This is a genomic window from Micromonospora sp. CP22, assembly GCF_009712475.1.
Lineage (GTDB): Bacteria > Actinomycetota > Actinomycetes > Mycobacteriales > Micromonosporaceae > Micromonospora.
The window spans coordinates 542,581-569,188 of record NZ_VCJO01000002.1 but is presented as its reverse complement, the minus strand read 5'-3'; the positions used below and the strand labels follow the sequence as shown (position 1 = coordinate 569,188).

The window sequence follows — 26,608 nt, the reverse complement described above, 5'->3', positions numbered from 1 at the left end:
CTGCGCATTCGTCACCCTCGCCGCCGCCCTGACCTGCCACAAGCGCTACCTCAAACTCACCACCTGAGACACGCTCTTAATGTGCTGGGTTTCGGACATGCTGGTGGGCGTGTGTCCCCGATATGCAAATGTCGACGTCGCCTGCCTCGACCCGACGGGTCAGCGGCGACAAACCGCGCCACCAGACGGCTGGTAGCGGCCTGGCCGGAGCCACCATGGGAAGCGACGAACCAAGCCGCCGTACACGCCTGGTATCCGGCGAAGTTCGGCAGCGGCCCGGTGCCACCGTTGCGTAGCATCGCCCAAGCAGTCGCCACCTAGCCCGAATACGCCACCGCCGTGGCCATCCGCCTCGACCCACACGACCACATCGCCGTCTGCGCACCACACGGCCTCGACGACCTCCTCGACGGCATATGGCGACCCAACCCCACCAGAGTCAACCCCGAGACCTCCCGGCAACGACTCGCCCGCCACCGCCCCACCGAACGCTGGCCCGACATCCGCGTCATCACCTGAATCCACCCCACGACCCACGCCGACAGCCGCCGCCACGGCCAACACCCGTCCACCAGCATCCCTCCGACCCTGTCCCGGACAGCCAATCGAGATCTTGGTTGATGGGTGCGGCGTGTGCTCTCCAGCCGACACCACCCTGGGTCAACCGGTGCCACACCAGGTCAAAGCAGGCCAACGATCACGACCGCAGGCGCGGCCCGTGTGATCGACGTGTGGTCATCCGCCGCCCCGACCAGCCAGGACAACCCAGGTCAACGCAGGCCACTCCCTGCCACCCCGGGTCAACCCGCAGGCCGTTAGACTGGGCCCTCGCGCCCTCGTAGCTCAGGGGATAGAGCATCGGTTTCCTAAACCGTGTGTCGCAGGTTCGAATCCTGCCGGGGGCACCTCAAAGATCAGCAGAAGCCCCGGGGTGCCGTTTGGCGCCATCCGCGCTCGGTCTGGGGGCGCCTCCGGCATGCATCGGCTGGCGCGGTCCTCCGTCGTTCGTTGCCGTGCACAACTATGTGGTGGATGCAGCCACGCTCAAGCAGGCGCTTGATGACGTGTTTGACCAGGTGCTGGTGTACCACGGGTTCACCGACTACATGCGCGACTACGAGGTCATCGTCTACGCCACCGCGGATCCTCGCAGCGGCATAGCACCGGCCTACCTGCGTTATCTGTTCCACTACTGGTCGAGGCGCACTGCCGGACAACGGTCACGCCTTCCACTTGACGGCAGTCGTTGGATGACCGCCTGATCGACGAGACCGGCGTCGAGTTGGACGGCTACGTCTGGGGCGTGAATTGGCACAACCTTTACCCGGGCGCGCTGCAGGAGTCGCCCACGGCGCGGAGTTGGACCCAGTCGATCGGGCTTGAGTTCCACGAGGTACGGATCGAGACCAACGCACACGAGCTGACTCTGGTGTTCTCGGACTTGCAGGTCAGCGAGCGACCGCAGGGTTATTGCCCGTTCGTCGTCAAGCCGGATGGCGAGCAGTAGGTGCGGGTGGCGTGCCGTGCCTCATGTTCACCGTGGTGGCAGCAGGACCAGGAGGCCGGGTGGAGTCGGGCGACCCATCAGCACCTTTCGGTTCCTCTCGCGAGCCGGATCGTGAAGGATCAGCCCTCGGACGCCGAGACGTGGAGGCATCGCCATGAACCCCGACGAAGCTGAAAAGGCGGCGAGAATGAGGTTCCTCCTCGCTGGCACTGCCTTCTTCCGCGCAGGGCAGGTGGTCGCGTGGGTCGGAGTGGTCTACACCCTCGTGGCGTTGTTGCAGCGAATCAGCGGCTAACGGGCAGGCCGCCGAGGCGCGGCGGGAACCGTCGGCCAGCAGCACCGCGTGGGGCGCGGCCTATGCTTCCGCGAAGGCGGTGCGTAGCTCGTCGCGGTGCGACTGTACGTAGCGGATGTCCGCCTCGTACAGATCGGCGTGCCCCTCCGCGATGTGCTGCTGGAACGCCTCGTTGCCCTGGCTGGCCTGATCGTGCATGAAGTCGACGAGCGCCTGCAGTCGGTCCGGGACGACGTCGATGACCTCGGCGCCCGCTTCCGGCCCGTACGCGCGGCAGAACTCGGCGGTCCGACGCCCCTGCTCCTGCGGTGTGCCGAAGCTTTCCGGGTTGTCCGGCCCCTGCAATGGCGCGAACCGGTAGACGGCGTAGGCGATGTCCCAGACGCGCGGCCCGGGGTGGGCCGCGTCGAAGTCGATGAAACCGACTGCCCGGCCGTCCTTGACGACACAGTTGTACTGGGCGGCGTCACCGTGGCAGATGACCTCGGCCGGCTGCCGGATGGGGAGGAGCCAGCGGTCGTCGGGGCGCGGCCGGAACGTGACGCTCGCGTCGTGCAGGCCGCGCAGCAGTACGGCCGCGGTGGCGAGGACTTCGGGCGTACGCAGCTCAGGCGTGAGCGCATTGGGTACTTCGCCGTCGAGGAACGTGAGTATCTCGTTGCCCTCACTGTCGAAGCCACGCGGCTGCGGCGCGCCGTGGAACCCGTGGTCGTGGAGGTGCCGCAGGAGCCGGTGGATCGCCGGTGTCGCCGGTGCAGCCGGCCGGTGGACGACATCGCCGTAGCGGCGCACGACGTTCACTCCGCCACGAAGTTCCTGCTGTTCAGTCATGTGTTGCTCGCTTCCACCAGCACGCGCCGACGGTACTTGGAGGGGGTGAGGCGGGTGCCGGAAGTTCCCGCAGGGCGAGATCGGGTGGCAGCCTGCTCTGCGGGTGCCTGGCTGGCAGAGTTCCGCCAGCGGGTGAGTGAGTGACGGCGATCACAGGATTTTGTGACCCGTTGCGGGTGGGGGTGTCGTCTTACCGGATGTGAGTGATGGCATGGACGTGGCTGACGAGGGCGAACTCGTGCGGCGCGTGGCCTGTGGGGATCGGCGGGCGTTCGACGAGTTGTACCGGCGTACGGCGCCGTGGCTGGAGGTGCGGCTGCGCCGCCGGTGCGCCGACCCGGACGTTGTCGCCGAGGTTCTCCAGGACACGTACCTGACGGTGTGGCGCGCGTCGGGCAGTTTCGTCGGCACCCGGTCCGGGGGTGACGGCGGGGCGCGGGGAAGTGCGGTGGGCTGGTTGTGGACCATCGCCGCCACTCGCCTGGTCGACGCGTTCCGTCGTCGGGCGCGCCGGGCGCGGGTGCCGCAGGTGCAGCTCATGGCGAGCACGGTCCCGGCGGCCGAGGACGAGGTGATGGCCGTCCGGGTCGGTCAGGAGTTGGAACAGGCGTTGCTCGTCCTGCCACCGGAGGTCCGGGCGGCCCTGCGGGCCACGGTCCTCGACGGGCTCTCCATGCGGGAGGCGTCGGTGCTGTTGGGCGTGCCGGAGAACACCGTCAAGTCTCGGGTACGCCGTGCCCGGATCGCCTTGCGGGAGGCACTGTCATGACGACCGACCATCCCACGTTGTCCCAGCTCGAACGGTACGCCGCCGCAGGCCCCGGCCTCGACGAGCCCACGGTTTGGGCGATCGAGGTGCACCTTGAGGACTGTGCCGACTGTCGTGCCCGGTTGGCCGGCAGTACCACCGGCGACAGCCGGGCCCTGGTCGAGCGGGTCGCGGTGAGCCTGGATCGGGAGATCGCCGCCCGGCCGGTACCCGGCGGCCGTAGTCGTTCCTGGTCGCGGCTGCGGCACCGCTGGTTCGTCGGGACGCTGGCACCGTGGCTGGCCATGACGGCGGCGGTGCTCGCCTGCGCGGCGGTGCTGACCAACCTGTGGACCGGGCTGCCGTCACTGGTGCTCCTGATCGCCCCGCTGGCTCCGCTGCCCGGCGTGGCGGTCGCCTGGCACCGCCGGGCCGACCCGGCCTGGGAACTGATCGCCGCCACTCCGGCCGCCGGCATGACGACGTTGCTTCGGCGTACGGCAGCGGTGCTGGCCTTCGTCATCCCGGTGCTCGCCATCGTCGGAGCCGGTACCGGTGTGTCCCTGGCGCTGGTGCTGCTGCCCTGTCTGGCGTTCACGGTCGGCACGCTCGTGTTGGGAACCCTGATCGGTGTACGCCGGGCCGCAGCGGTCCTGATCGCGGTCTGGATGCTCGTCGTCGTCGCACCCAGTATCGCCGTCGCCCGGGTGCCGATGCTGCTGGAGGCGGACGGGGCCGGTGGCTGGGCACTGGCCACGGTGGTGCTGTCCGTCGTCGCGCTGCTGCGGATGGACGGATTCCGCCGACTCGCCAACCACGCCTAGACGGCCACCACCCCGAAACAACCGGCCACCCCGAAACAGCCAGCCACCCGGAATCAACCGGCCACCCCTAGCAGGCAGCGCCCACTGCGAACCCGGCGATGCCTGCCGCTGACCATGCCAGCTGAAGGAGTTGATGATGCGTACCGTGAGCGCGGCCGAGACGGCCGCCACCACCCATCCCTGGGCGATCCACGCCGAGGGGTTGCAGGTCCGGGCGGGACGGCACCTGGCCGTGAACGGCCTCGACCTGACCCTGACCATCGGTGTGCACGGACTGCTGGGCCCGAACGGTGCCGGCAAGACGACCCTGATGCGGTCACTGGCGACCGTGCTGGCACCGTCCGGCGGGCGGTTGGCACTGCTCGGGCACCCGGTCGACGGCCGCTCCGAGCTGCGTTCGGTGCGCCGCGCCCTGGGCTACCTGCCGCAGCATTTCGGCTTCTACCCCCGGTTCACCGTCCGCGAGTTCGTCGGCTACATGGCCTGGCTGAAGGAGATGCCCAAGGCCGGTGTGCCGGCGGCGGTCCAACGGGCCATCGACCGGGTTGGATTGTCCGCCAAGGCCGACGCCCGACTGAAGGCGCTCTCCGGTGGCATGTTGCGCCGGGCCGGGATCGCGCAGGCCATCGTCAACGATCCGCAACTCCTGCTGCTCGACGAGCCGACCGTCGGCCTCGACCCGGAACAGCGGCTCGACTTCCGCGAGCTGCTGCGTGATCTCGGCACGGACAGTTGCGTGCTGGTCTCCACCCACCTGGTGGAGGACGTGGTGGCGGCCTGTTCCGACGTGATCGTGGTCAACGAGGGACGCCTGGTGTGGCAGGGCAGTCCGGAGAGCCTCAGCGACCAGGGCGGCCAGGGCGATGCCGGGGACAGCCCGGCCGAGCGGGGCTACTCCGCGGTCCTCCGTCGGCACCGCGCGGAGGCCACCCGATGAGCGGGCGTGGCGTTGCCGGCACGCGGCGGAAGGCCGGTACCCGCATGAGCGTCTACGGCATCGAACTACGCCGTTCCGCCGCGCTCGGTGCGGCACTGCTCACCGTGGCGGTCGGGGTCGGCGCACTGTACGCGGCCCCGGGCCGGTGGGCGGCCGGCTGGATGACGCTGGCCATGACCAGTCGGGAGTACCTGCTGCTGCTGTGGCCGTTGGCCCTGGCCGCAGGTGCCTGGCAGGGGCGTCGGGAGCACCGGGCGAAGGTCGGTGAACTGTTCGCCACCACCCCCCGGTCCCGGCTACGACGGATCCTGCCGGTCGTCGGTGCGATGGCTGTCACCCTCGCGGTCGCCTACCTGCTGATGACGGCGGCGGGCATCGCCTGGATCGTGACCACCGCAGCGTACGTGCCGGTGCTGAACTTCACCGTCGTCACCGCTGTCGGTGCGCTGTCCCTGGTCGCGGCGGCGTGGCTCGGACTGGCCATCGGGCGGATGCTCCCCGCCCTGGTGACCGCACCGGCGGTGGGGGTGGCCGGGGTCCTGCTGGTCTTCCTCAGTGCCATCCGGCTCCCGGACTGGCTGGCCGCAGCGGTCTCCCCGGTCCACGGTGCGGTCTCGTTCCACGCCTTCCAGACGATCGACAATCGGGTCAGCGGCGCGCTCGCGATCTCGATGATCGCGCTCGCCGTGACCGGTTTGCTGCTGTTCGCCGCGGACGGCTGGCGGGCCCGGACGGCGGCGCTGGTGCCGGTGCTGCTCGGGCTCACCATGGCGGCGGTGGTCGTCCCCCGGGACGAGGAGGTGCTCAATTGGCCGGTCGATCCCGTCGCCCGGGAACTGGTGTGTACCGATGACGCGCCGACGGTGTGCGTCAGCCGGGTCCACGCCAACGTCCTCGACGCGCTGACCCCGCTGGCCCGGGAGGGTCTGAGCGCGCTGGCGAAGCTGCCGGGTGCCCCGGCCGCCGTGCACGAGGAGACCAGCAGGTTCGGATCCGACGAGGTCAGATCACTCAACGACGGCGTCGTCCGGATCATGATCCGGTCCGATCGGCGGGGCGGGCTCGGCCATCCGGCAGCGGTGGTGTACGAGACCGTCAGGGGGCTCGGGGTCGACTACGACGAGAAGTGCCACAACCGCGACGAAGCGGCCGAACGCGCGGCGACCTACTGGCTGTTGGACCGCGAGCCGCAGTCCGAGGTGGAGGTGATTCCCGAGGTCTTCTACGAGGATCCCGAGGTCACGGTCGAGGCGGTCAGACTGTGGCACAGCCTGCGCGAGCTGCCCGACGACGAGGCGTTGGCCCGGGTGACGGCACTCCGCGATGCCCTGCTGGCCTGCGCGGACCTCACCGGCATCCTGTCCGGGGGCGGGGCCCGATGACCGGCGTCGCGCTGTATCTGCGCTCGCGGCGCGTACCGCTGACCCTGGCGGCGGCCGTCGGCGGCGCGGCGCTGATCTGGGCGCTGTGCCTGGCGTTCGCCAACGAGCGGGACGTCGCTTCGCTGCTGGTCGTCATGACGGTGCTGCTGATGGTCGCGGTGCTGTCGGCCACCCTTGCCGGTCCCGACGAGAACCTGGAGCGGACCGCCTCGCGGCCCTGGCCCTGGCGACGTGCGGTGCACCTGCTCGCCGCCCTGGTGCTGGTCGTCGTGGTCCTGCTCGCCACCCGGCAGACCGGAGCCCGGTTCGGGCCGACTGCTCTGGTGGTCCGCGACGCCGCCGGCCTGATCGGACTGACCGCCCTGTGCGCGACGGTGGTGGGCGCGGCCCGGTCATGGTTCCTGCCACTGGGCTGGACCACCGTCGCGGTGCTGTATCCCCAGGACGGTGTCTGGGGCGCGATCGCCACCTGGCCGGGCCAGCCGTCCGACAGCGGTGCCGCGGTGCTGGCGGCGGTGGTTCTCGCTCTCGGCGGGTCGGTCGTCTACTCGATCGTCGGCCCGGCCCGGCCAGCGGCGTCCGGCGAGGCCGGCTGACCGGTCGGTCGGCCCTACCGCACCGGTCACCAGATTCTCCGGGTACGCCGTCGGGTCAGCTCGCGGGCAGTTGGGTGGCGGCGGTGATCACCTGGTCGATCAGGCCGTAGTCGCGGGCCTCCTCGGCGGTGAACCAGCGGTCCCGGTCCCAGTCACGCTGGATCTCGCCCAGGGTCCGCCCGCTGTGCTGAGCGATCAACTCCTGCATCGTCTGCTTCACGTGCAGCATGTTCTGGGCCTGGATGGTGATGTCGGAGGCGGTGCCGCCCATGCCACCGGAAGGCTGGTGCATGAGGATGCGGGTGTGCGGCAGCGCGTACCGCTTGCCGGGCGTGCCCGCGCAGAGGAGGAACTGACCCATCGAGCCGGCGAGCCCCAGGGCCAGGGTCGCCACGTCGTTGCGGACGAAGCGCATCGTGTCGTAGACCGCCATCCCCGCGCTCACCGAGCCGCCCGGTGAGTTGATGTAGAGGGTGATGTCCCGTTCCGGGTCTTCGGCGGCGAGCAGCAGGATCTGGGCGCAGATCCGGTTGGCGATGTCGTCGTTCACCTCGCTGCCGAGGAAGACGATGCGTTCCCGCAGCAGCCGCTCGAACACCTGGTCGCCGAAGGTCTGTCGGCCATCGTCGAGCATCGTGATCATGGTTAACCTCCACTGCCGGCGGCGACGTCGAACGCTCGGAGACCGGCCCCTTGAGCCTGCGGGATGCCGACGTTCGCTGGCCAGCCGTTCTGCCCCGGGCAGATTCGCCCACGGCAGAACGGCCACACGGCCGGAACCGGTGGCAGCGAAGGGCTGGGCGCGCTACCTCGGGTGACGTCCGGCGGCGACGCGGACGGTGGGGATCCGCCGGGCCGGGCGTCCGGTCCTGGCGCGCCGCGCCGCGCCGACCGACGGCCGTCCGGCCGACGCGCGACGCAGCAGTGGTCCCCGGGTGACGACGTGGACCGGGCCGGTCCGGTCGGCCAGGGCGATGATCCTGATCCCGGCGGAGACGGTGCTCTGCGCCCCGCCGATGCCACCGACCGAGCGGAGCCGGCCGCCGTCGACCGCGTCGCTGCCACCCGGCCCTGCGGTTAGGTGGGAACCGAAGCCGAGACGGGCGACGGGCCCGTCCGTGCCCCGACCGGCCGACGCGGCCACTGGGTCGCCGGGACGGCTGACCGGCACCCGGCCGGTCGGCTCGGTGACGGGCAGTCGCCGTTCGACTCGCCGCAACTCGTCTCGGACCTCCTCCAGCAGGTCCGACAGGTGCAGGCCGAGCGCCCGGCAGATCGCCGCGAGCACCTCGGAGGAGGCCTCCTTGCGCCCCCGTTCCACCTCGGACAGGTACGGCACGGAGACCCCGGCGGCCAGGGCGACCTCCCGCAGCGTACGGCCCTGAAGCTGTCGCCTGCGGCGTAGTACCGCACCGATCACCCGTCTCAGCAACGACATAGGGGCCTCACTCTCGCCGCTTCTTTGCTGATCGTCCCATCATGCCTGGCCGCCGCTCCGTTCGCCGTACCGTGTGCCCGCAACGCCACCCCGCCGTGCGGTTGCCGGATCAGCGGCTATGTTGTGGGCGTGCAGACGACCGAGGTAGGGCGTGTCCTCCGGTGATCCACTTTCCCGCGCAGCGGCGTGGGCCGCTCAGCGCGCTGAGCATCCGGTTGGCCGCCGCCGTCGGGCTGGTGCTCGCCGTGGTGGCGGTGGTCTACCTCGAACGGGAGCAGTACCACGACAACAACGGCGACGGCCTGACCCTGCTGGACTGCTTCTACTACGCGGTGGTTTCCCTGTCGACCACCGGCTACGGCGACATCGTGCCGGTGACCCAGGAGGCCCGGCTGGTCAACGTCCTGTTCATCACCCCCGCCCGGGTGCTGTTCCTGATCATCCTGGTCGGCACCACCCTTGAGGTCCTGACCGAGCAGTACCGGACCGGCCGTCGCCTGCACCGGTGGGAGAGAAAAGTGAAGGACCACGTCATCATCTGCGGCTACGGCACCAAGGGCCGGAGCGCGATCTCGGCGCTGATGGAGAACGGGCTGGACAAGTCCCGGATCGTGGTGGTGGAACGTGCGGGCCCGGCGTTGCGTCAGGCCACGTCGAACGGGCTGGTCGCCATCGAGGGGTCGGCGACCCGATCCTCCGTGCTCAACCAGGCCCACGTACGCACCGCCAAGGCGGTGATCATCGCGACCGACAGCGACGACGCGGCGGTGCTGGTGGCATTGACCGTACGCCAGCTCACCGCCGGTCAGGTGCGGATCATCGCGGCGGCCCGGGAGGCGGAGAACGCTCCGCTGCTCAAGCAGAGCGGCGCGCACCACGTGATCGTCTCGTCGGCGACCGCAGGCCGACTGCTGGGCCTGTCGACGTCGGCGCCACCGCTGATCGACGTGGTGGAGGACCTGCTCACCCCGGGTCAGGGCATGGCGCTGGCCATGCGGTCCGCGGAACGCAGCGAGGTCGGCAGGTCGCCCCGCGAACTGGACACGCTGGTGATCGCGCTGGTCCGGCGGGGCAAGGTGGTCACCCTGGCGGACCGGGCCGGAGCGGTCATCGAGACCGGGGACATGCTGGTGCACGTCCGCGACGACCGACCCACCGCGAACACCCTGCCCTGATCGGCGGTCGGCGAGGCTTCCGGACGCCGACCGGGCCGCCCCCAGCGGGAACGACCCGGTCGGTGGGGTCAGGCCCGGTCAGCCGACGATCGTCCAGGTGTCGCCGCTGCCCAACAGCCCGGCCAGCTGCTGCTCCGGGGTGTCGGTGACGCTCGCCTGTGCCTCGGCCACCTGACCCTGCACCACGCTGTCGTAGGACGGCCGGTGCACCGAGCGGAACACACCGATCGGGGTGTTGCGCAGGTCGAAGCCGGGCAGCCGGGACAAGGCGAACGCGTACGCCGGGTCGTCGACCGTGGCGTCGTGCACGACGATCTCCTCAGCCGGGGTCGACGCGGTGTCGCGTACCTCCAGACCGAAGCCGCCGGGCGGGTGTACGACGCAGAACTGCCCGTCCTTGCCGAACGTGATCGGCTGGCCGTGTTCCAGCCGGATCAGGTGATCGTCGCGGGTGCCTGGCTCCTTGAGCTGCTCGAACGCCCCGTCGTTGAAGATGTTGCAGTTCTGGTAGATCTCCACGAACGCGGACCCCGAGTGCTCGGCTGCGGCGCGCAGCACCGATTGCAGGTGCTTACGGTCGGAGTCGATGGTCCGGCCGACGAAGGTCGCCTCCGCGCCGAGCGCCAACGACAGCGGGTTGAACGGCGCGTCGGCCGAACCGACCGGCGTCGACTTGGTGATCTTGCCGACTTCCGAGGTGGGGGAGTACTGCCCCTTGGTCAGCCCGTAGATCCGGTTGTTGAACAGCAGGATCTTGAGGTTGACGTTGCGGCGCAGCGCGTGGATCAGGTGGTTGCCGCCGATGGAGAGGGCGTCGCCGTCACCGGTCACCACCCACACCGACAGGTCCGGCCGGGAGACCGACAGACCGGTGGCGATCGCCGGTGCCCGCCCGTGGATGGAGTGCATCCCGTAGGTGTTCATGTAGTACGGGAAGCGCGACGAGCAGCCGATCCCGGAGACGAAGACGATGTTCTCCCGGGGGATGTTCAGCTCCGGCATGAACTGCTGGACGGCGGCGAGGATCGCGTAGTCGCCGCAGCCGGGGCACCAGCGCACCTCCTGGTCGGACTTGAAGTCCTTGGCGGTGAGCTTGAGGGCGACGGGCTCAGACATTCTTCAGGACCTCTTCCAGCGTCGTCTCCAGCTCGGTGGCGGTGAACGGCAGGCCACGGACCTGGTTGTAGCCGATGGCGTCGACCAGGTAGCGGGCCCGGATCACGTGTGCGAGCTGGCCGAGGTTCATCTCGGGGATGACCACCCGGTCGTAGGAGCGCAGCACCGTGCCGAGGTTGGCCGGCATCGGGGCCAGGTGCCGCAGGTGTGCCTGCGCGATCGACAGGCCGCGCTGGCGCAGGGCGCGGCAGGCGGCACCGATCGGGCCGTACGTCGAGCCCCAGCCGAGCACCAGCACCCGGGCGTCGCCGTCCGGGTCCTCCACCTCCACGTCCGGCACCGGGATGGTCTCGATCCGGGCCGCCCGGGTACGCACCATGTAGTCGTGGTTCGCCGGGTCGTAGGAGATGTCACCGGTCTTGTCGGCCTTCTCCAGCCCACCGATGCGGTGTTCCAGGCCCGGGGTGCCGGGCACGGCCCACGGCCGGGCCAGGGTCTGCGGATCGCGCAGGTACGGCAGGAAGGTGGTGCCGTCCTCGCTGTTGGGCGCGGTGGCGAACTCGACCCGCAGATCCGGCAGGGAATCCACCTCGGGCAGCAGCCACGGCTCGGAGCCGTTGGCGACGTAGTTGTCCGACAGCAGGATGACCGGGGTGCGGTAGGTCAGCGCGATCCGCGCCGCCTCCAGCGCCGCGTAGAAGCAGTCGGACGGTGACTTCGGCGCGATCACCGCCACCGGCGCCTCGCCGTGCCGGCCGAACAGCGCCATGTTCAGGTCGGCCTGTTCGGTCTTGGTCGGCATGCCGGTCGACGGCCCGGCCCGCTGCACGTCCACGATCACCAGCGGCAGCTCCAACGCCACCGCGAGGGAGATGGTCTCACCCTTGAGCGCCACGCCCGGGCCGCTGGTGGTGGTCACGCCGAGCGCGCCACCGTACGAGGCACCCAGCGCCGCGCCGATCGCGGCGATCTCGTCCTCGGCCTGCATGGTGGTGACACCGAACCGCTTGTGCTTGCTCAGCTCGTGCAGGATGTCCGAGGCCGGCGTGATCGGGTACGCGCCGAGGAAGACCGGGAGGCCGGAGCGGACACCGGCGGCGACGATGCCGAGCGACAGCGCGGCGTTGCCGGTGATGTTGCGGTAGGTCCCCGGCGGCATCTTGGCCGGTTTCACCTCGTAGCGGACGGCGAAGTCCTCGGTGGTCTCGCCGAAGTTCCAACCGGCCTTGAACGCGGCGACGTTCGCCGCGACCAGCTCGGGCCGCTTGGCGAACTTGCGCTCCAGGAACCGCAGCGTCGACTCGTACGGCCGGGAGTACATCCAGCTCAGCAGGCCGAGGGCGAACATGTTCTTGGCGCGCTCGGCGTCTTTCTTGGACACGTCCAGGTCGGCCAGCGCACCGATCGTCATGGAGGTCAGCGCGACCGGGTGCACCGCGTACCCGGCGAGCGTGTCGTCGTCGAGCGGGTTGCTCGCGTAGCCGACCTTGGCCAGGTTGCGCTTGGTGAACTCGTCGGTGTTGACGATGATGTCGGCGCCCCGGGGCAGGTCCACGAGATTCGCCTTGAGCGCCGCCGGGTTCATCGCGACCAACACGTTCGGCGCGTCGCCGGGGGTGAGGATGTCGTAGTCGGCGAAATGCACCTGGAAGCTCGACACGCCCGGCAGGGTGCCGGCGGGCGCGCGGATCTCGGCGGGGAAGTTGGGCAGCGTGGAAATGTCATTGCCCAGTTGCGCGGTCTCGGAGGTGAATCGGTCTCCGGTCAACTGCATGCCGTCGCCGGAATCGCCGGCGAACCGGATGACCACCCGTTCCAACTGGCGGATCTGCTTGCTCACGGCCGCACCTCGCTTCGTCGCGCGCCGTGGCGCGGCCGGCTGAACTGGATGGTGACCTCGCCTTGCCCGGCCACGAGACCTCCTTGACGCGCCGTTGTACCGGCCGTCCGCTAACGTCCGGCCCGTTGTCCTTTCCTCACCGAGAGCCTACGTCTAATCACGGTCCCGCCCGGCCCGGAGGTCCGCCGACTGGGATCGAAAAGTGAGGGTTTATGTGGTCACTTGCGGTGTTTCGCCGGGGCCGCCGTAATCCATATCACCGTACGTATCAACCCGGTCGGTCATCGGTCCGGGACCGGTCGTCTGGTACGGAACAGTCCGACACGGGACGGTAGGCTGATCTACCGTGACCGGTTACCTGGGCTCGTACGCGACGCTCGGGCTCCTGCTCCTCGCCGGCGTGCTCTTCCTCGTCGTGGCGTTCACGGCCAACCGGGTGCTGCGCCCCGCCCGCCCGGCCGATCCGCCCGGCAAGCGCGCCAGCTACGAGTGCGGGCTCGACCCGGTGGGTGGCGACTGGGCGCAGATGCAGATTCGTTACTACGTCTACGCCTACCTCTACGTGCTGTTCGCGGTCGAGGCGGTGTTCCTCTTCCCCTGGGCGGTGGTCTTCGACCGGCCCGGGTTCGGGCTGGTCACCGTGGTGGAGATGGCGATCTTCGTGGGTGTGCTCGCGCTCGGCCTGGCCTACGCCTGGCGGCGCAACATCCTTCGCTGGACCTGAACCCGCAGCTAAGCCTGGGCCGCGCCGACCCCACAGCTCAGGCGGGGCCGCAGCGGCCCGCATCAGGCGAGGCCGCGTCGGCTGAGCGTCGGTGGGCGGTCACCCCGGATGGCCGCGACCATGTCCAGCAGCCGGCGGGTCGGGCGGACCTGATGGGCGCGGAAGACCCGGGCGCCCAACCACGCGGACACCGCCGTCGCGGCGAGCGTCCCCTCCAGCCGCTCGGTGACCGGCAGGTCCAGCGTCTCGCCGACGAAGTCCTTGTTCGACAGGGCCACCAGCACCGGCCAGCCGGTCCCGACCAGCTCGCCCAACCGTCGGGTGATCTCCAGCGAGTGCCGGGTGTTCTTGCCGAAGTCGTGTGCCGGGTCGATGAGGATCCCGTCGGGGCGTACACCCAGGGACACCGCGCGTTCGGCGAGCCCGGTCACCGTCGTGACCACGTCCGCCACCACGTCGTCGAAGGCCGCCCGGTGCGGCCTGGTGCGCGGGGCGAGTCCGCCCGCGTGTGAGCAGACCAGCCCGACCCCGGTCCGCGCCGCCACCTGGGCCAGCGCCGGATCCGCCCCCGACCAGGTGTCGTTGAGCAGGTCCGCGCCGGCCGCCACGGCCTCCACCGCCACCTCGGCGCGCCAGGTGTCGATCGAGATGACGACCTCGGGGAACGCCTCGCGTACGGCGGCGATGGTGCCCACCGTGCGACGGATCTCCTCGGCGACGTCGACCTCGGCGCCCGGCCCGGCCTTCACCCCGCCGATGTCGACGATGTCCGCGCCCTCCTGCACCGCCCGTTCCACCGCCCGCAGCGCGCTGTCGGCCGCGAAGGTCGCGCCCCGGTCGAAGAACGAGTCCGGGGTGCGATTGACGATCGCCATCACCACCAGGTCGCCGGGGCCGAACCGCCGAGCCCCGAGCCGCAGCACCCCGGCCACGCCACCTCCCACATCGCCGTACGCCGTCGGCCGATCACGTCGGCGTCACGATGACGCTATCCGGTCGTCGCCCTGGTGCCTTGTCCGGTACGGCGCGCCGGGTGGGGTCGCCCCGTTCCCTTCGGCGTGCCACGATCAGTGCATGGATCAGCTTCTGCTCCTGCTGGTCGTGGCGGTCACCGTCGCGGCGGTCGTGTTCGGCGTGACGGTGTTGGTGACCGGTCGGGATCCCGGCCTGACCCCGGCCGAGGCGGACGGGCGGGCGGTGCCGTTGCCCGGCGACCGTCCGTTGCGCGAGTCGGACGTGGGCGAGGTGCGCTTCGACATCGCCCTGCGTGGGTACCGGATGGCCCAGGTGGATCAGGCGATGCGCCGGGCGGCGTACGACATCGGCTACAAGGCCGAGCTGATCGGGGTGCTGGAGGCGGAGGTGACGGCGTTGCGAGACGGGCGGACCGCCGACGCGGACGCGCTTCGCCGAGCCCGTGAGCAGGCGGCCAACCCGACCGAGGCGGAGGCGGCGTCGCAGGACGCGCCGGTGATCGACCTTTCGGTGACGGTCGACCCCGACGGGGTCTCCAACCCGGGTTCGGGTGCCGCGTCGGCGACGGAGGCGGAGGCCACGGCGACCGAGCCGACCGACCGCTACGTCCGGCCGGCCGCCGAGCAGTCGGCGGCGGACGGGAAGCCGGTGTCGAACGGGCAGTCGGCCGACGCTGCCGCTGACCCGACCACCGACGGGCAGCCGACCACCAGCGACGCACCGGCGAACAACGACCGCGAATCGGTGGTCCGGTCGGAGTCGACGTGAGCAACCCGGACGGCGCAGACGATCTTCGCGAGGCGGCCCGACCGGGTGCCGGTGAGGTCACCGCCACCGTGATCGTCGACGCGCCGGCCGAGAAGGTCTTCGCCGCCCTGCTGGCCTGGGAACGGCAGTCCGAGTGGATTCCGTTCACCACCGTCCGGGTGGTGGAGGGCGACGGCGGCGAGGGGAGCCTGGTCGAGGCGGTCACCTCGCTCGGCCCGGCGGTGCTGCGGGACACCATGCGGGTGGTCCGGGTGGACGCGCCGTACGAGATCGGCGTGGTGCACTGCGGCACGCTGCTGCGCGGGCCCGGTGCGCTGCGGTGCACCCCGCTGGAGAGCGGGCGCACCCAGGTGGTCTGGCACGAGTGGTTCCACCTGCCGGGTGGCCCGGCCGGGCGGGTGGCCTGGCCGGTGCTCTGGCCCGGCTCCAAGATGAGCCTCACCCGGGCGCTGCGTCGTTTCGCCCGCCAGGTCGAGCAGGGACACCTGCCCTGACTGTCCCGCCCCGGCACTAGCCTGGTCGCGTGACTGAACTGGTGATCGGTGCCGACGGTCTGGCCCGGTGTGGGTGGGGAGCCAGCACCGCCGACTACGCGGTCTACCACGACACCGAGTGGGGGCGCCCGGTGCACGGCGACGACGCCCTCTACGAACGGATGACGCTGGAGGCGTTCCAGTCCGGGTTGTCCTGGCTGACGATCCTGCGCAAGCGACCGGCCTTCCGGGCGGCCTTCGACGACTTCCACATCGACACGGTGGCCGGCTACGGCGAGGCCGACGTGACCAGGTTGCTCGCCGACGCCGGCATCGTCCGGAACCGGGCCAAGATCGAAGCTGCGATCGCGAACGCCCGCGCGGCGCGGGTACTGCCCGAGGGGTTGTCGGCGCTGCTCTGGTCCTTCGCGCCGCCGCCCGGCCGGGCCCGGCCGAACTCCGGGGCCGACGTGCCGGCGTTGACCGACGCCTCCACGGCCATGGCCAAGGCGCTCAAGAAGCGCGGCTTCCGGTTCGTCGGCCCGACCACGGCGTACGCGCTGATGCAGGCCACCGGGATGGTCGACGACCATCTAGCGGGCTGCCACGTCGTGACGTCCACGACGGGCGTGATGTGATGAGGGCATGACGACCGACACCGCACACCGGGTGAACGGGGCGAGCCAGGCCGACAGCACGGGCACCTGGGCCGTGCTCCTGCCCGCCGGACGGTACGACGCCGAACGGCTCGTCCATCACGACACACTCGAACTGACCGGGCTGGACGAGGCCATCCGGCCCCGCCTCGGTGACCAGGTCGCGGTGCTGGCCGACGAGCCGCCCCGGCTGGTGGCGGTGGGTCGGGTCGCCGGCCCGTCCGACCGGCGCCCGGAGGACCCGGACGATCCGCAGTCCGACCTGGCGCCCGGCGAACTGGTCGTCGCGTACACCCGGCGGGCCTTCGACGAGCCGGTCCCGGCCGATGCGCTGGTCCTCAGCGGGCCGGTCACCGCCCTCGACGCGGCCACCTTCCGTGAGCTGGTCGACCGGCTCGGCCCGCCGCCGCAGCGCCGGACCTGGCTGGTCAGCCTGGACCTGCCGATCGAGGCCGACTCGCCGGGCGAGGCGGTCCGGCTGTTCTGGGCGTACGTGCAGGAACTCGGTCCTCGGGAACTGCCCGCCTTCGTCTCACCCTCCGGCGACGAGTTGGCCATGCAGGCGTTCGTGCTCGGCGCGGAGGCGAACCAGGACCCGGAAGAGGACGACTGACCGGCCGACGGTTCACCGGCCTTCGAAGACCGGCTTCTGCTTGTCGACGAAGGCCATGGTGGCCGCGCGGTGGTCCGCGGTAGCGCCGCAGATGGCCTGCGCCTGCGCCTCGGCGGCCAGCGCGTCGGCCAGGGTGCCGGCGTCGGCGACGGAGAGCTGACGCTTGATCGCCCCGTAGGCGACGGTCGGACCGGCGGCGAGCCGGGCGGCCAGTTCCTGCGCGGCGGGCAGCACCTGCTCGTCGTCGTCCAGCATCCGGTTCAGCAGCCCCAACCGGCACGCCTCCTCGGCGCGTACCGGCTCGGCCAGCATCAGCAGCTCGACGGCCTTGGCGTGGCCGACGAGCCGGGGCAGGGTCCACGAGGCGCCGGTGTCAGCGGCCAGCCCCACCTTGGCGAAGGCCATCAGGAAGCTGGTGGAGGGCCCGCCGATGCGGATGTCGGCCAGGAAGGCCAGGGAGGCGCCCGCCCCGGCGGCCATGCCCCGGACCGCCGCCACCACCGGCTTGGGCAGGCTGGCCAGCCGGGCGGCGATCGGGTTGTAGTGCGCCCGGACCGTGTCCAGCGGGTTGCTGTCGCTGGCCTGGAGGGTGTTGACGTGCTCCCGCAGATCCTGACCGGCGCAGAACGACCCACCCGCCCCGGCCAGCACCACCGCCCGGCAGCTGCGGTCGGACTCCAGCTCGGCGAGGGTGTCCCGCAGCGCCTCCTTGAGCGCCACGTCGAGCGAGTTCATCGCCTTCGGGCGGTTCATGGTGAGGGTGACGACCGCGTCGGTGCGGTCGACGAGCAGCGGCTCGGTCACGTCTGGCGACCCTTCTGTCGGGCTATCCGGTGTCCACCGTCGAGGCACTGCTCGACGTACCGGTCGGCGGCCGGTCGGAGCCGGGCCGCGTGGCGGTCGAAGAAGCTGGCCGCGGCGATACCGGGCCAGCGTTCGGGCAGCAGTGCCGGTGGCAGCTGCGGATCCCGGAAGAGGAACGTACGCCATGCGTGCACCAGCCGGAACCGGGCCGCGTACGCCTCCTCGTCGCCGCTGCGGGCCGTGACGCCGGTCAGCAGCGTGCGCTGCTCCGCGACGAACTCCTCGTACGCTCGGCCGATCTCGGCCAGGTCCCAGGCCCGGCGGACCAGACCCATCGCGCCCGGCGTCCCGGCGGCGTGCGCGGCACTGAACCGCTCGAAGCGTACGCCCGCCTCGCTGAGCAGCAGGTCGACGTCCTCGGCCGGGCGGGTGGCCACCCAGGTCTGCTCGTCCAGCGTGCCGTAGCCGAGGTAGCGCAGGTTGGCGGCGAGTCGCTGGCGGTCCCGCCGGGCCCCCGGCCCGTCCAGCACCAGCAGGTCGAAGCGCCCGTCCCAGGTGACCCGGCCGGTGCGGTAGATCCGCGAGGCGGCCTCGTCCAGCCGGCGGGCCGCCTTCGGCGTGATCGAATATCCCGGACCGGAGGTCAGCCTGACCGGTTCGAGCCAGCCCTGGCGGACCATCCGGGACACCGCCGTGCGTACGGCCGGTGGTGCGATCCCGAGCGGTGCCAGCAGCTTGACCAGCGCGGCAACGGGTGCGCGGCCACCCCGTGGTCGGAGGTGGTCGCCGTACAGGTCGAAGAGTGCCGACCGTGCCTGCATGACCGCACATTGTGACAGGCCATCTAAGGATAAGCTAGATGCTGTTACATCAATGCTGCTTCGGTTTGGGTCCGGCGGTGTTCATCAGGGAAAATCGTCGGTCGACACCCACGTGCAAGTTGCGGCGGGTGGTCATGGCGAAGTGGCTGTGGGGCAACCCACCGACCCTGGTGTAGGTCTGAGGGGAGACAACATGGCGGCGATGAAGCCGCGGACGGGCGACGGTCCGCTGGAAGTCACCAAGGAGGGCCGGGGCATCGTCATGCGGGTCCCGCTGGAGGGCGGTGGCCGGCTCGTCGTCGAGATGACTCCCGACGAGGCGACCGCTCTCGGTGAGGCGCTGAAGGCGGCTGCTGGCTGAGACCGACCGGCAATAGGGCGGTGGGAGCGAGGTAGCCCGCCGCAACCCCGCCAGTCCTACTGCCGGTCGGTCCACGTGCGGCCGGGTTCGTCGGCGACGCTCGCCGCCGCGGACGGTTCGTCTGGTCCCTGGCTCTGAGCCACCGGTTTCACCGGTGGCTCAGAGCCGTCACACCCTCGCGCGGCTGATCGACCGCGCGTCCGTCTTCTGGAGGTACGGCTCCGCGTGCTCGCCATCCGTCTGACCGCCGAGCCGGAACGGCTCGACACCCTGGTCCTGCCCGTACGGCCCGGCGTCGCCGACGACGCGTCGGCCGAGCCCGTACCGACCGGGGTGACCCCACCCGACGGGATCGTCGACGAGGTGGCCGCGCTGATCCCGGTGACCCGGTTCGCGGGTCGGGCCGGTGACCTACACACGCAGTGGCGGCCCGGAGGTACTCCACGCCGGCTGCTGCTGCTCGGGATCGGCGACGCGGACGAGGCGGCCTGGCGCCGGGGCGGCGCGGCACTGGTGCGCGCGGTCAAAGATGAGACTCATGTCACACTTTCCCTGCCGGAGGGGATCGCGTCGGACGCGGTTCGAGGTCTGGTCGAGGGGCTGCTGCTGGGGTCGTACCGGTTTCGGCTGGGCGCGGATCCCGACGCCCCCGCGCTGACCGACGTCGACCTGGCCGTCGCCGACCCGGAGGCGTACGAGCAGGCCGTCACGGTGGCCCAGACCACCGCCCGGATGACCCGGCTGGCCCGTGACCTCACCAACATGCCCTCCTCGGTGAAGAACCCGCAGTGGTTCGTGGAGCAGGTCGCCGAGGCCGTGGCCGACCTGCCCGGGCTGACGTTGCGGGTCCGCGAGCCGGAGCAGCTGGCCGCCGAGGGCTTCGGTGGCATCCTCGCCGTCGGTGGCGGATCGGCCAGCGGTCCGCGCCTGATCGAGCTGGACTGGAACCCCCCGCAGGCGGACACCCACGTGGCCCTGGTGGGCAAGGGCATCACCTTCGACACCGGCGGCATCTCGATCAAGCCCGTGCCGGCGATGAAGCTGATGCGCAAGGACATGGCCGGTGCCGCCGCCGTCGTGGCGGCCACCCTCGGCGCGGCGTCGCTGCGGCTGCCGGTCCGGGTGACCACGCTCGCGCCGCTGGCCGAGAACATGGTCAGCGGGGCCGCGTTCCGGCCCGGCGACATCGTCCGACACTACGGCGGGATGACCAGCGAGACGACCAACTCCGACGCCGAGGGTCGACTAGTCCTCGCCGACGCGCTGGCGTACGCGGTGCGGGAGATCAAGCCCGACCTCCTGATCGACCTGGCCACCCTGACCGGTGCCAACGCGGTGGCCCTGGGCACCCGCACCGGTGCCCTCTACAGCGACAACGACCAGCTTGCCGAAGACCTGCTGACGGCGATCAGGGCGGCCGGTGAGTCGGCCTGGCGGATGCCGCTGCCCAACGACTACGTCGAGCACCTCGGCAGCGATCTGGCCGACCTGCACAGCGCGCCGACGCAGGGCGGCGGCTCCGTGCTGGCCGCGCTCTACCTGCGCGAGTTCACCGGCGAGCTGGGTGAGCGTTGGCTGCACATCGACATGTCCGCGCCCTCCTGGTGCGAACGCGACGACGCGGAGCTGACCAAGGGCGCGACCGGTTGGGGCGTACGCGGCCTGCTGCGGTGGCTGGCGACGCTGGACTGACCCTCGACCGCCACGCCGACCCCGGCCGCTGTGCAGGCGTGGGGTCGGCGTGGCGGGCCGCTGCTCAGCAGCGCACCGCGGCCAGCAGCCCGTGACCGACCGGCAGCAGGGCCGGAATCCAGTGCTCCGACTCGCGGATGGCCTTCACCGTCTCGCGTACCGTCACCGTCTCCGCGTCCCGGGCGGCCGGATCGCCGATCCGACCGGCGGCCAGCGCTCCGTTGAGCACCAGCACCCCTCCCGGCCGCAGCAGCCGCAGCGCCGCGTCCACGTAGGCGGTGAAGCCGGTCACCTCGGCGTCGACGAAGACCAGGTCGTACGCGCCGTCGGCGAGCCGGGGCAGCACGTCCAGCGCCCGGCCGGTGATGATCCGGGTGCGGCCGGACACGAAGCCGGCCTCGGTGAAGATGCGCCGGGCGATGCGCTGATGCTCCACCTCGACGTCGATGGTGGTGAGCACCCCGTCGGCCCGCATGCCGCGCAGCAGCCACACCCCGCTGACGCCGGTGCCGGTGCCGATCTCGACCACCGCGCGGGCGTGACCGGCGGCGGCGAGCAGGCGCAGGGCAGCGCCCGCGCCCGGCGTGACGGCAGTCAGGCCGACCTCGTGGGCGAGGCTGCGCGCGGTCCGCAGGACGAGGTCCTCGGTGACGTACGACTCGGCGAACTGTAGGGCCGGGTTCGTCGAACTGCCGGAACCGGCGACCGTGGCGATGGGACACCTCCGGGCGACGAGCATGATGCGCAGGGCGGATGGGCACTGTGACTCTAAAGGCGGCGCGCTTGCAACGCAGCGGGGCATCCACCCGGAGTGACAACCGCTGACCCCGTTGGGCGCATCCGTGCAATCCTGGAAGCGGTATCCGTCGCCCGTACCCGGCGTGCCGGACGTGGATCGCGTGGATACCGGGGACGGGAGTGGGAGGCACCGAGTGACCGACGGCTGGGACTGGCGCCAGCCCGGCGTGGGCGGAGCACCGGCCGGGCAGCCGATGGCGGGGCATCCGCCAGCCGGTGTGCCGGCGACACCACGCGACGGTGGCCAACCGCCGTCGCCGTGGTGGTCCGACGCGCTCGCCGATCCGTGGCGGGATCCGCACGCACCGGCGGCGGTGGTGCTGCCCGCCGCCCCGGTGGCCGGCAGCGAGCCGGAACCGGTCACCGACCCCGACGCGGTCGGCCGGCCCAGGCTCCAGCAGCTTCTGGTCATTCCGCTGGTGACCGCCCTGCTCGCGGGCGCACTCGGCGGTGCGCTCGGCTACGCGTTCGCGCTTCGCGGTGGTGCCGGTGGGGCGGTGCTCGGGGCAGCCCCCGGAACCGCGCCGACGCTCGCCCAGCGCCCGCCGGAGTCGCTGGCCGGTGTCGCCGAACGGGTACTGCCCAGCGTGGTCACCGTCCGGGTGGCGGGCCTGGGCGGCACCAGTGAGGGCTCGGGCTTCATCGCCAGCGCCGACGGGCACGTGATCACGAACGATCACGTGGTGGCCGGCGGCACCGGAAAGGCGTCGGTGATCTTCAACGACGGCAGCTCGGCCTCCGCGACCGTGGTCGGTCAGGACGCCGAGTCCGACATCGCGGTGATCAAGGTCTCCCGCACCGGGCTGCGTCCGGTCGAGTTCGGCGACTCCGACGCCCTGGCCGTGGGCGATCCGGTGCTGGCGATGGGCTCGCCGCTGTCGCTGGCGAACACGGTGACCGCGGGCATCGTCAGCGCGCTGGACCGGACGATGCACGCGGGCGAGCCCGGCGGCCCGACGCGCTACTACGCCGCCATCCAGACCGACGCGGCGGTCAACCACGGCAACTCCGGCGGCCCGTTGGTCGACGCGGCCGGTCGGGTCATCGGTGTCAACTCCACGATCAAGTCGCTGGTCGCCGACGGCCAGGAGGCCGGCAACATCGGCCTCGCCTTCGCCATCCCGATCAACCAGGCGAAACGGATCACCCAGGACATCATCGGCACCGGGAAGGCCCGCCGCACGGTGATCGGCGCCCAGGTCGGCGGGCCCGGCTCGGGTACCAACGGCAGTGGGGTGCGCCTCGCGGCGGTCGAGCCGTCCGGGCCGGCAGCCGGTGCGGGCCTACGCGCCGGTGACGTGATCCTGAAGCTCAACGGCCGCCCGATGACCGAGCCGACCGACCTGATCGCCCTGGTCCGCAAGTACGCCCCCGGATCGGTGGTCACCGTCGAGTACCGCCGGGGTTCGAGCCGGCAGAACGCCTCGGTCACCCTCGCGGCGGATGCGAAGTGACTTCCCACCCTCTTCTGACAACGGCACCTACCTGCGTACTCTGGCTGCGGTAGCCGGGGGAAGGGGACCGAGGTGTTCGAGAACCTGAACGTGTGGGAGGTCGGCGCGCTGCTGATGCTGGCGCTGCTGATCTTCGGCGACCGGCTGCCGGTGGTGATCAGTGACGGGCTCCGGATGGTGCGCAACCTGCGCAACATGGCCCGCAGTGCCACCACCGACCTGAGCAAGGAACTGGGCACCGACATCCAGTTGGAGGACCTGCACCCCAAGGCGTTCATCCGCAAGCACCTGCTCAGCGAGGAGGACGAGCAGGCGATCCGGAAGCCGCTTCAGGGCGTCTACGACGGTCTGAAGGCCGACGTCACCGGCGTGCACCAGGAACTCAAGGACGTCGCCACGGCGGCGGACCCCCGCCGACCCGCTCCGGCCCCGGCGAGCACCTCAGCCCCGGCCCCCCGTACGCCCAACTACGACGACGTCACCTGACACCCGGCCGCATCAACGGCCGAGGTGGCCAGGTTGTCGCGGTGACCGCCCGGCTCAGCGCCCGGCGGGCTTGAGGCCCAGCGGCTTGCCGAGCAGCGACTCGCGGCGCAGCGCGAGCCGGTCGGCCACCTGACCCAGCGCCTTCGCCGCCGGGGAGTCCGGCGCGGCGAGCACGATCGGGTTGCCCTCGTCGCCCGCCTCCCGGACCCGGGTGTCCAGCGGCACCTGGCCCAGCATCGGCACCTGTGCGCCGATCGCCTGCGTCAGCGAGTCCGCCACGGTCTGACCACCACCGGCGCCGAAGATCTCCATCCGGGAGCCGTCCGGCAGCTCCAGCCACGACATGTTCTCGATCACGCCGACCACCCGCTGGTGGGTTTGCAGGGCGATCGCGCCGGCCCGCTCGGCCACCTCGGCGGCGGCTGCCTGGGGGGTGGTGACCACCAGGATCTCGGCGTTCGGCAGCAACTGGGCCAGGGAGATCGCCACGTCACCGGTGCCCGGGGGCAGGTCGAGCAGGAGGACGTCCAGGTCGCCCCAGTAGACGTCGGCGAGGAACTGCTGCAACGCGCGGTGCAGCATCGGGCCGCGCCACACCACGGCGGCGTTGCCGTCGGTGAACATCCCGATCGAGATGACCTTCACGCCGTGCGACTGCGGCGGCATGATCATGTCCTCGACCCGGGTGGGGCGGCCGTCCGCACCGAGCATCCGGGGCACGGAGTGTCCGTAGATGTCCGCGTCCACCACGCCGACCGACAGGCCCCGCGCAGCCAGCGCCGCCGCCAGGTTGACCGTCACGCTGGACTTGCCGACCCCGCCCTTGCCGCTGGCCACCGCGTACACCCGGGTGCGGGAGCCGGGCTGGGCGAACGGGATCACCGGCTCCGCGGTCGCACCCCCACCGCGCAGCTTCGCCTGGAGTTGCTGGCGCTGCTCGGTGCTCATCACCCCGAACTCGATCTCCACGCCGCTGACCCCGGGCACCGCGCCAACGGCGGCGGTGATGTCCGAGCGGAGCTTGTCCTTCAGCGGGCAGCCGGCGACGGTCAGCAGCAACTCGACCCGGACCACACCGTCCTCACCGACCTCGGCGGAGCGCACCATGCCGAGTTCGGTGATCGGCCGGCGGATCTCCGGGTCGTTGACGGTGGCCAGGGCGGCCATGACGGCGTCGTTGACGGTGCTGACGGGAGCTGACATGCCCGCAATGCTACGTCGGCGGTGAACCGCCACCGGTGCCGGTCACAGCGGTGTGAGCGAGTCGATCAGCTCTCCGGCCGACGGGTCGAGGCGGTGTCGTGACGACCGTCACCCGGGGAGTCGCCGTCCAGCTCGTCGCGGGGCTCGTCCAACCCGTCACCGCCGGTGCGGACCGGATCGTCCCGGTGCCGACGCTCCAGCCGCTGTCGCCGCTGCGCCGCCTCGTCCAACTCCTCGGCCAGCCGGGACAACTCGGAGCGGACGAAGTCCCGGGTGGCCACCTCGCCCAGCGCGATCCGCAACGCGGCGATCTCCCGGGCCAGGTACTCGGTGTCCGCCTTCTGCATGGTGGCCCGGCGGCGATCCTCGTCCAACGCCACCCGGTCGCGGTCGGCCTGGCGGTTCTGCGCCAGCAGGATCAGCGGCGCGGCGTAGGACGCCTGGATGGAGAGCACCAGGGTGAGGAAGGTGAAGGTGTACGGGTCGAAGCGCAGGCCCGCCGGAGCGAGGGTGTTCCAGAGGAACCAGGCGGTGATCACCAGCGTCATGTAGACGATGAAGTTCGCCGTACCCATGCCACGGGCGATGCCCTCGGCCCAGCGTCCGAACGTCTCCTGATCCACCCGGGGCAGCTTCAGACCTCGCGGCTCCCGTGGCAGGTCCAACCGTTCCGCGCGCCGTTGCTCAGTCATGGTCACCGTCCATCGCCGGGTCCGGAGCGGTCGACGTCGTCGCCCCGTTGTGGTGGCCACTCATCACCGCGTTGCGGTCCCGCCAGTCCCGTGGCAGCGAATGATCCAGCACGTCGTCGACGGTGACCGCGCCCACCAGCCGGTTGTTCCGGTCGATCACCGGCATGGCCACCAGATCGTAGGTGGCCATCCGACGGGTGATCTCCGGCAGCGGGGTGGTCGGGCTCAGCGGGTCGATGTCGTTGACCACCACACCACCGAGCAGATCGGCCGGTGGCTCGCGAAGCAGCCGCTGGAAGTGCACCATGCCCAGATAGCGGCCGGTGGGGGTGGCCATCGGTGCCCGGGCCACGAACACCTGCGCGGCCACCGCCGGGGAGAGTTGCGGCTCCCGGATCCGGGCCAACGCCTCGGCCACCGTCGCGTCCGGGGGCAGGATGACCGGTTCGGAAGTCATCACGCTGCCCGCCGTACCCGGCGTGTACTTCAGCAGCTGCCGCACCGAATCGGCCTCGTCCGGCTCCATCAGGTCGAGCAGCACGTCCTGCTCCGGCGGCGACAGCTCACCGAGCAGGTCGGCGGCGTCGTCCGGCTCCATCTCCTCCAGGATGTCGGCGGCCCGCTCGCGGTCCAGCGCGGCGAGGATCTCCACCTGGTCGTGCTCGGGCAGCTCGCTGAGCACGTCGGCGAGCCGCTGGTCGTCCAAGGCCGCCGCGACCTCGTTGCGCCGGGCGTCGGGCAGGTCCTGGAGCGCGTTGGCCAGGTCGGCCGGACGCAGTTCCTCCAGCACGGCCAGCAGGTTGGCGGTGCCCCGGGTCTCCGCCACCCCGCTGAGCCCGCCTACCTGGTTCCACTCGACCTGGCGCAGGTGACCCCGGCGCGCCAGTCGGCCGGTCTGTTCGCGTACCGCCACCCGGGTCAGCGACCACTCGCCGGTGCGACTGCACTCCATCGCCACGTCGACCACTGACGCGGTACGGCCCTCCGGGGCGATCTGCACCCGCCGGTCCAGCAGCTCCTGGAGGACGAGCAACTCGTTCGGGCGTTTCTCGAACCGGCGCAGGTTCAACGTGCCGCTGCCCAGCACGATCGCGTCAGCGTCGATCGAGGTGATCCGGTTGATGGAGAGGAAGATCCGGCGGCGCATCGGCATCTCCGCGACCAGCCCCACCACCTCGGGCGGTCGTTGGCTCGCGCGCAGCCGGGCCACCGCGTCGCGTACCCGGCCGACCTGGTCACCGTTGGGGTCGAAGACGGCGACTCCGGCGAGGCGGGCGATGTAGACCCGGGACGGCGTGCTCACGAGCACCAGCCTAGGGGGTAGGTCGGCGCACCGGCCCGAGTCGTGGCGAGCCTCCGGCCAGGGCTGGGCCGGCGGGGGAGCGTGATGGCGTCGGCC

29 protein-coding genes, 1 tRNA gene and 1 pseudogene are annotated in these 26,608 nt (G+C 71.2%); 19 read left to right on the top strand and 12 right to left on the bottom strand.

Going from position 1 to position 26,608, the window contains the following annotated elements; genetic code table 11:
* Window positions 1–333: 333 nt before the first annotated feature.
* The 4 genes and pseudogenes from FF096_RS26545 to FF096_RS26535 form a co-directional block, all read left to right on the top strand.
* A pseudogene (locus tag FF096_RS26545) lies at window positions 334–519 on the top strand (nucleotidyltransferase family protein); the annotation flags it as partial.
* A gap of 313 nt (window positions 520–832) precedes the next feature.
* Window positions 833–905, top strand: a tRNA-Arg gene (locus FF096_RS05950).
* A gap of 108 nt (window positions 906–1,013) precedes the next feature.
* Window positions 1,014–1,262, top strand: a complete 249-nt coding sequence (locus FF096_RS26540; protein WP_230462284.1) for a hypothetical protein — start codon at window positions 1,014–1,016, stop codon at window positions 1,260–1,262.
* Window positions 1,247–1,507 carry a hypothetical protein gene (locus FF096_RS26535; RefSeq protein WP_230462283.1) on the top strand — a complete coding sequence of 87 codons (261 nt, stop codon included), beginning with the start codon at window positions 1,247–1,249 and terminating at the stop codon, window positions 1,505–1,507. The genes FF096_RS26540 and FF096_RS26535 overlap by 16 nt, the downstream gene beginning before the upstream one ends.
* Window positions 1,508–1,862: 355 nt before the next feature.
* On the opposite strand, the gene FF096_RS05940 is transcribed toward FF096_RS26535, so the two are convergent.
* Window positions 1,863–2,633, bottom strand: a complete 771-nt coding sequence (locus FF096_RS05940) for a phosphotransferase (RefSeq protein ID WP_155215293.1) — start codon at window positions 2,631–2,633, stop codon at window positions 1,863–1,865.
* Between the two features lie 211 nt (window positions 2,634–2,844).
* Here FF096_RS05940 and FF096_RS05935 point away from each other — a divergent pair, with 211 nt between their 5' ends.
* The 5 genes from FF096_RS05935 (at window position 2,845) to FF096_RS05915 (ending at window position 7,120) form a co-directional block, all read left to right on the top strand.
* Window positions 2,845–3,402 (top strand): RNA polymerase sigma factor, encoded by a 558-nt coding sequence (locus FF096_RS05935; protein ID WP_155215292.1) that lies wholly within the window; start codon window positions 2,845–2,847, stop codon window positions 3,400–3,402.
* The gene (locus FF096_RS05930; protein ID WP_155215291.1) at window positions 3,399–4,205 is read left to right on the top strand and encodes a hypothetical protein; all 807 of its coding nucleotides are present in this window, start codon (window positions 3,399–3,401) and stop codon (window positions 4,203–4,205) included. Before FF096_RS05935 ends, FF096_RS05930 begins: the two co-directional genes overlap by 4 nt.
* A gap of 136 nt (window positions 4,206–4,341) precedes the next feature.
* Entirely contained in the window at window positions 4,342–5,142 is an 801-nt protein-coding gene (locus FF096_RS05925; protein ID WP_155215290.1) for an ABC transporter ATP-binding protein, read from the top strand.
* Window positions 5,139–6,524, top strand: coding sequence for a hypothetical protein (locus tag FF096_RS05920; protein WP_230462282.1), 1,386 nt, complete (start codon window positions 5,139–5,141; stop codon window positions 6,522–6,524). The genes FF096_RS05925 and FF096_RS05920 overlap by 4 nt, the downstream gene beginning before the upstream one ends.
* On the top strand, window positions 6,521–7,120 hold the full coding sequence (locus FF096_RS05915; protein WP_155215289.1) for a hypothetical protein: 600 nt from the start codon (window positions 6,521–6,523) through the stop codon (window positions 7,118–7,120). Before FF096_RS05920 ends, FF096_RS05915 begins: the two co-directional genes overlap by 4 nt.
* A 55-nt stretch (window positions 7,121–7,175) precedes the next feature.
* Here the strand turns inward: FF096_RS05915 and FF096_RS05910 are convergent, their stop codons facing one another.
* On the bottom strand, window positions 7,176–7,763 hold the full coding sequence (locus FF096_RS05910; protein WP_155215288.1) for a ClpP family protease: 588 nt from the start codon (window positions 7,761–7,763) through the stop codon (window positions 7,176–7,178).
* Between the two features lie 162 nt (window positions 7,764–7,925).
* Window positions 7,926–8,558: a helix-turn-helix domain-containing protein gene (locus tag FF096_RS26290; RefSeq protein ID WP_196222466.1), complete on the bottom strand. Its 633-nt coding sequence runs from the start codon at window positions 8,556–8,558 to the stop codon at window positions 7,926–7,928.
* Window positions 8,559–8,719: 161 nt separating this feature from the next.
* On the opposite strand from FF096_RS26290, the gene FF096_RS05900 reads away from it, so the two are divergent.
* The gene (locus tag FF096_RS05900; RefSeq protein WP_309222763.1) at window positions 8,720–9,733 is read left to right on the top strand and encodes a potassium channel family protein; all 1,014 of its coding nucleotides are present in this window, start codon (window positions 8,720–8,722) and stop codon (window positions 9,731–9,733) included.
* A gap of 78 nt (window positions 9,734–9,811) precedes the next feature.
* Here the strand turns inward: FF096_RS05900 and FF096_RS05895 are convergent, their stop codons facing one another.
* Together FF096_RS05895 and FF096_RS05890 are read right to left on the bottom strand one after the other, a co-directional pair.
* Window positions 9,812–10,849, bottom strand: a complete 1,038-nt coding sequence (locus FF096_RS05895) for a 2-oxoacid:ferredoxin oxidoreductase subunit beta (protein WP_155215287.1) — start codon at window positions 10,847–10,849, stop codon at window positions 9,812–9,814.
* The gene (locus tag FF096_RS05890; RefSeq protein ID WP_309222762.1) at window positions 10,842–12,689 is read right to left on the bottom strand and encodes a 2-oxoacid:acceptor oxidoreductase subunit alpha; all 1,848 of its coding nucleotides are present in this window, start codon (window positions 12,687–12,689) and stop codon (window positions 10,842–10,844) included. The genes FF096_RS05895 and FF096_RS05890 overlap by 8 nt, the downstream gene beginning before the upstream one ends.
* A gap of 346 nt (window positions 12,690–13,035) precedes the next feature.
* Between FF096_RS05890 and ndhC the strand changes: the two genes are divergently transcribed.
* Entirely contained in the window at window positions 13,036–13,413 is a 378-nt protein-coding gene (gene ndhC, locus FF096_RS05885; RefSeq protein ID WP_309222761.1) for an NADH-quinone oxidoreductase subunit A, read from the top strand.
* Between the two features lie 62 nt (window positions 13,414–13,475).
* Here the strand turns inward: ndhC and folP are convergent, their stop codons facing one another.
* Window positions 13,476–14,345, bottom strand: a complete 870-nt coding sequence (folP, locus tag FF096_RS05880) for a dihydropteroate synthase (protein WP_309222760.1) — start codon at window positions 14,343–14,345, stop codon at window positions 13,476–13,478.
* A gap of 142 nt (window positions 14,346–14,487) precedes the next feature.
* On the opposite strand from folP, the gene FF096_RS05875 reads away from it, so the two are divergent.
* From FF096_RS05875 to FF096_RS05860, 4 genes are read left to right on the top strand one after another with little or no spacing between them, the layout of a single operon-like run.
* Window positions 14,488–15,156: a DivIVA domain-containing protein gene (locus tag FF096_RS05875; protein WP_155215286.1), complete on the top strand. Its 669-nt coding sequence runs from the start codon at window positions 14,488–14,490 to the stop codon at window positions 15,154–15,156.
* Entirely contained in the window at window positions 15,153–15,650 is a 498-nt protein-coding gene (locus tag FF096_RS05870) for an SRPBCC family protein (protein WP_309222759.1), read from the top strand. Before FF096_RS05875 ends, FF096_RS05870 begins: the two co-directional genes overlap by 4 nt.
* Window positions 15,651–15,679: 29 nt before the next feature.
* Complete coding sequence (locus tag FF096_RS05865) at window positions 15,680–16,267, top strand: DNA-3-methyladenine glycosylase I (RefSeq protein WP_309222758.1); 588 nt, start codon at window positions 15,680–15,682, stop codon at window positions 16,265–16,267.
* A 7-nt stretch (window positions 16,268–16,274) separates the two neighbouring features.
* Window positions 16,275–16,898 (top strand): hypothetical protein, encoded by a 624-nt coding sequence (locus tag FF096_RS05860; protein ID WP_155215285.1) that lies wholly within the window; start codon window positions 16,275–16,277, stop codon window positions 16,896–16,898.
* 12 nt (window positions 16,899–16,910) lie between these two features.
* Here the strand turns inward: FF096_RS05860 and FF096_RS05855 are convergent, their stop codons facing one another.
* Window positions 16,911–17,702: an enoyl-CoA hydratase-related protein gene (locus FF096_RS05855; RefSeq protein WP_309222757.1), complete on the bottom strand. Its 792-nt coding sequence runs from the start codon at window positions 17,700–17,702 to the stop codon at window positions 16,911–16,913.
* On the bottom strand, window positions 17,699–18,523 hold the full coding sequence (locus FF096_RS05850) for a PaaX family transcriptional regulator C-terminal domain-containing protein (protein WP_155215284.1): 825 nt from the start codon (window positions 18,521–18,523) through the stop codon (window positions 17,699–17,701). Before FF096_RS05850 ends, FF096_RS05855 begins: the two co-directional genes overlap by 4 nt.
* A gap of 193 nt (window positions 18,524–18,716) precedes the next feature.
* Between FF096_RS05850 and FF096_RS05845 the strand changes: the two genes are divergently transcribed.
* Window positions 18,717–18,884, top strand: coding sequence for a DUF3117 domain-containing protein (locus FF096_RS05845; protein ID WP_155215283.1), 168 nt, complete (start codon window positions 18,717–18,719; stop codon window positions 18,882–18,884).
* A 225-nt stretch (window positions 18,885–19,109) separates the two neighbouring features.
* Window positions 19,110–20,576, top strand: a complete 1,467-nt coding sequence (locus FF096_RS05840; protein WP_309222756.1) for a leucyl aminopeptidase family protein — start codon at window positions 19,110–19,112, stop codon at window positions 20,574–20,576.
* Window positions 20,577–20,640: 64 nt separating this feature from the next.
* Here the strand turns inward: FF096_RS05840 and FF096_RS05835 are convergent, their stop codons facing one another.
* A complete protein-coding gene (locus FF096_RS05835) occupies window positions 20,641–21,315 on the bottom strand; it encodes an O-methyltransferase (protein WP_230462281.1) in 675 nt (224 codons plus the stop codon).
* A gap of 193 nt (window positions 21,316–21,508) precedes the next feature.
* Here FF096_RS05835 and FF096_RS05830 point away from each other — a divergent pair, with 193 nt between their 5' ends.
* Window positions 21,509–22,828, top strand: coding sequence for a S1C family serine protease (locus FF096_RS05830; RefSeq protein ID WP_375335293.1), 1,320 nt, complete (start codon window positions 21,509–21,511; stop codon window positions 22,826–22,828).
* Window positions 22,829–22,900: 72 nt separating this feature from the next.
* Window positions 22,901–23,314: a preprotein translocase subunit TatB gene (locus FF096_RS05825; protein WP_309222755.1), complete on the top strand. Its 414-nt coding sequence runs from the start codon at window positions 22,901–22,903 to the stop codon at window positions 23,312–23,314.
* A 54-nt stretch (window positions 23,315–23,368) separates the two neighbouring features.
* Here the strand turns inward: FF096_RS05825 and FF096_RS05820 are convergent, their stop codons facing one another.
* The 3 genes from FF096_RS05820 to FF096_RS05810 all read right to left on the bottom strand — a co-directional run bounded on the left by FF096_RS05820 (window position 23,369) and on the right by FF096_RS05810 (window position 26,512).
* Complete coding sequence (locus tag FF096_RS05820; protein WP_155215281.1) at window positions 23,369–24,517, bottom strand: Mrp/NBP35 family ATP-binding protein; 1,149 nt, start codon at window positions 24,515–24,517, stop codon at window positions 23,369–23,371.
* A 65-nt stretch (window positions 24,518–24,582) separates the two neighbouring features.
* Complete coding sequence (locus FF096_RS05815; protein WP_155215280.1) at window positions 24,583–25,209, bottom strand: DUF1003 domain-containing protein; 627 nt, start codon at window positions 25,207–25,209, stop codon at window positions 24,583–24,585.
* Complete coding sequence (locus FF096_RS05810) at window positions 25,202–26,512, bottom strand: magnesium transporter MgtE N-terminal domain-containing protein (protein WP_309222754.1); 1,311 nt, start codon at window positions 26,510–26,512, stop codon at window positions 25,202–25,204. The genes FF096_RS05815 and FF096_RS05810 overlap by 8 nt, the downstream gene beginning before the upstream one ends.
* Window positions 26,513–26,608: the final 96 nt, after the last annotated feature.

Bases quoted from the DNA above. Each gene is read 5' to 3' on its own strand.
- FF096_RS05910 (WP_155215288.1), bottom strand. From the start codon at position 7,763: ATGATCACGATGCTCGACGATGGCCGACAGACCTTCGGCGACCAGGTG.
- FF096_RS05835 (WP_230462281.1), bottom strand. From the start codon at position 21,315: ATGCTCGTCGCCCGGAGGTGTCCCATCGCCACGGTCGCCGGTTCCGGC.
- FF096_RS05940 (WP_155215293.1), bottom strand. From the start codon at position 2,633: ATGACTGAACAGCAGGAACTTCGTGGCGGAGTGAACGTCGTGCGCCGC.
- FF096_RS05815 (WP_155215280.1), bottom strand. From the start codon at position 25,209: ATGACTGAGCAACGGCGCGCGGAACGGTTGGACCTGCCACGGGAGCCG.
- FF096_RS26290 (WP_196222466.1), bottom strand. From the start codon at position 8,558: ATGTCGTTGCTGAGACGGGTGATCGGTGCGGTACTACGCCGCAGGCGA.
- FF096_RS05925 (WP_155215290.1), top strand. From the start codon at position 4,342: ATGCGTACCGTGAGCGCGGCCGAGACGGCCGCCACCACCCATCCCTGG.
- FF096_RS05935 (WP_155215292.1), top strand. From the start codon at position 2,845: ATGGACGTGGCTGACGAGGGCGAACTCGTGCGGCGCGTGGCCTGTGGG.
- FF096_RS05860 (WP_155215285.1), top strand. From the start codon at position 16,275: ATGACGACCGACACCGCACACCGGGTGAACGGGGCGAGCCAGGCCGAC.
- FF096_RS05875 (WP_155215286.1), top strand. From the start codon at position 14,488: ATGGATCAGCTTCTGCTCCTGCTGGTCGTGGCGGTCACCGTCGCGGCG.
- FF096_RS05895 (WP_155215287.1), bottom strand. From the start codon at position 10,849: ATGTCTGAGCCCGTCGCCCTCAAGCTCACCGCCAAGGACTTCAAGTCC.
- FF096_RS05915 (WP_155215289.1), top strand. From the start codon at position 6,521: ATGACCGGCGTCGCGCTGTATCTGCGCTCGCGGCGCGTACCGCTGACC.
- FF096_RS05845 (WP_155215283.1), top strand. From the start codon at position 18,717: ATGGCGGCGATGAAGCCGCGGACGGGCGACGGTCCGCTGGAAGTCACC.
- FF096_RS05920 (WP_230462282.1), top strand. From the start codon at position 5,139: ATGAGCGGGCGTGGCGTTGCCGGCACGCGGCGGAAGGCCGGTACCCGC.
- FF096_RS05820 (WP_155215281.1), bottom strand. From the start codon at position 24,517: ATGTCAGCTCCCGTCAGCACCGTCAACGACGCCGTCATGGCCGCCCTG.
- FF096_RS05930 (WP_155215291.1), top strand. From the start codon at position 3,399: ATGACGACCGACCATCCCACGTTGTCCCAGCTCGAACGGTACGCCGCC.
- FF096_RS05850 (WP_155215284.1), bottom strand. From the start codon at position 18,523: ATGCAGGCACGGTCGGCACTCTTCGACCTGTACGGCGACCACCTCCGA.